The sequence below is a fragment of the Frankia sp. CoWAU3 genome, assembly GCF_977971855.1.
Genome location: NZ_CDWWXB010000269.1, coordinates 1505 through 3865 on the forward strand (window position 1 = coordinate 1505; position 2361 = coordinate 3865).

Annotated in this window: 2 protein-coding genes and 1 pseudogene; 1 reads left to right on the forward strand and 2 read right to left on the reverse strand. The window is 71.1% G+C overall.

The window, feature by feature from the left end; all coding sequences use genetic code 11:
- On the reverse strand, positions 1–618 hold a 618-nt coding region (locus AC08ON_RS16910), incomplete at its 3' end, for a hemerythrin domain-containing protein (protein ID WP_476617322.1).
- A 204-nt stretch (positions 619–822) separates the two neighbouring features.
- Positions 823–1536 carry a PhzF family phenazine biosynthesis protein gene (locus AC08ON_RS16915; RefSeq protein WP_476608511.1) on the reverse strand — a complete coding sequence of 238 codons (714 nt, stop codon included), beginning with the start codon at positions 1534–1536 and terminating at the stop codon, positions 823–825.
- A gap of 224 nt (positions 1537–1760) precedes the next feature.
- Here AC08ON_RS16915 and AC08ON_RS16920 point away from each other — a divergent pair.
- Positions 1761–2361 (forward strand): annotated as a pseudogene (locus tag AC08ON_RS16920) (hypothetical protein); the annotation flags it as partial.

Genomic DNA, 2361 nt, shown 5'->3' on the forward strand with positions numbered 1-2361 from the left:
CACCGGGGCCCGCCTCGGCGCGCCGGGCACCTCCCGGGCGTCCATCACATCGAGCAGGTGATCCCAGTAGCCCGTCAGGCGGGCCGCCAGGCTTCCACCGAACAGCCTGCTGTGCAGGAGGTGCGGATGCGGTCGGGTCGGAGCGTGGCGCATCGCGTCGGAGAAGCGGTCGAGGAGATCCCGGCGCTCGTCGTCGGACAGCTCGGCCATCAGCTCACGCAGAAGTTCGTCCTCCAGCGTCGCATGTTCGACCATCAACGCGGCCAGATCCCGGCGCAGGTTCGCGACCGGCTCCGCGGGCCGGTTGAGGTCCCCCTGGACGTACTGTTCAATGCCGCGCATCACCGAGGAGCAGCGCCGCGCCAAGCGGCCCAGGTCCGCCACCCGCGCCCGGCCGCCCACGACCCGGCGGGCCATCTCCGGGTAGACCACCGACTCCATCGCGCTCAGGTGCGCGGAGACGGCGGCCACGGCCGCGTCGCTGGCGTGCAGCGCCTGCCGCGGGTCGGTCGACGGACCATCCACGTCACTGTGGGCGCCGACGTCGCGCGAGAGCTCGATCAGACGGACGGCATCCTGATGCGCGGCCTCCACCAAGGTCACCAACGTCTCGGCCATGACCACCTCGCAGCCCATGGGCGGATACCCAGCGGAGAGCTACCAGGATCCAAAGCTACGCCTATCCGACCCGGTCCGCATCTCGGCAGCCACCACGCAGCCGTAACCCGGTACCCACAAAGGGTGCCAGTCGCTTCGCTCGGCACCTACACTCTCGGGCTTGGTCCCCGTGGTGTCCGGCTGTGGCCGCGCCGAACGCCACCGTCACCGGGCGAGGAACTCGTCGAGATCGGCGAGGAACCTCGTCTCGTCCTCGACCACCAGGCCGCCGACATCGGCGTGGCCGGGCGGACCCGGCTGCGCAAGGACAATCGAACCGGCGCCGTGCCGGATGGTGAGCCGCCGCCCGAGCATCGCGGCCAGTCGCATGGAAGCCGACCCGCAGGCCTCGTCCTCGGTGACGCCGTGCCTGCTGGCGAAGGCCCGGGCCCGCACGACCCCGCCCGGCTCATCCTCCCACGCCCAGAGCTGGGTCAGGTCCTCGGCAGGTGGACGGGGCAGGTCGAGCGCGTCGACCTGGCCCGGGTCCGCGAGCATCTCATGCCACCAGCAGGGCACGGCGGCCAGGGCGCCGCGGACCCAGACCCGGCCCTGCTCCTGCCAGCTGACCGCCTCGCCGCCGGCCGGGCGGAGGATCTCCGGATGGCCACCGAGCAGCCGACCCAACAGCCAGGCCGACCCCACCAAGGCGTGCCCCGCCATGGGCAGCTCCCCGGTGGGCGTGAAGGTGGCCAGCTCCGCCAACTCCGGGTTGTCGACGAAGACCGTGGCAGGGCAGCCCAGTCGGCGCGCGACGACGGACCGCTCCCGCGCGTCGGGCAGCAGCTTCGCGGCATCCAGCACCACGGCGAGCAGGCTGCCGCCGGCGCCCGTCTCGTCGGCGAACACCCGAAGCGTGCGTACCTCGATCCCGATCACTCGATCCTCCCTGTGACGTATCCCATGCGCCGGACGTGTGTCTCACCCTTCGTGCCGCACCACGCCGGCACAGTTGCCAGGCATCCGCGTCCACGGTGAAGCCCGGATCGCCTCCGGACGACCGGCACCGACTTGTCACCATGAAGGTTCACCAGTGGGGAAGGGCGTGGGAGATGCCGACAGGTGGACCTGGACATGGATCGGCGGCAGGGAAGAAGGCAGTGATGCGGGACGACGCGGTGCCGGGCGAAAGGGTACGCGACGAGACGGTACGCGAGACCCGGGGACGCGACGGTGATGGCGCGCGCCCGGACGGCGGCGACCACGGCAGCCAGCATCCCGTTCGGGAGGTGCTGGGGGACGCCCTGGAGCAGGCGTCGGCCAACGCCCATAAGCTCGCCGGCGCGCTGACCCGTCCGGTCTCCCTGGTCCGGGTGGGTCGCAAACGACGCCGTGCGCCCCGCTCCGAGCTACCGCGGACGCCGGACGGGCGCGTCATGGCCTGCGGCGTGTACAGCCATGGCCGGCGGGTCACCATGGACATCGACCAGGCCGACGCGCTGCGGTTGGCGCGGTCCGAACGCAACGGGTTCGCCTGGCTCGGCCTGTTCGAGCCGAGCTACGAGCAGCTCACCGCGATCGCCGAGGAGTACAGGCTGGACAAGCTCGCGGTGGAGGACGCGGTCACCGGCCACCAGCGCCCCAAGCTCGAGCAATACGAGAACCACCTGATTCATGGTGCTCAAGACGACCAGTTACGTGGAGCACACCCAGGTAACGGGCACCTCCGAGGTCAGGGCCGCGCAGAGATCACGCTACGTTGTG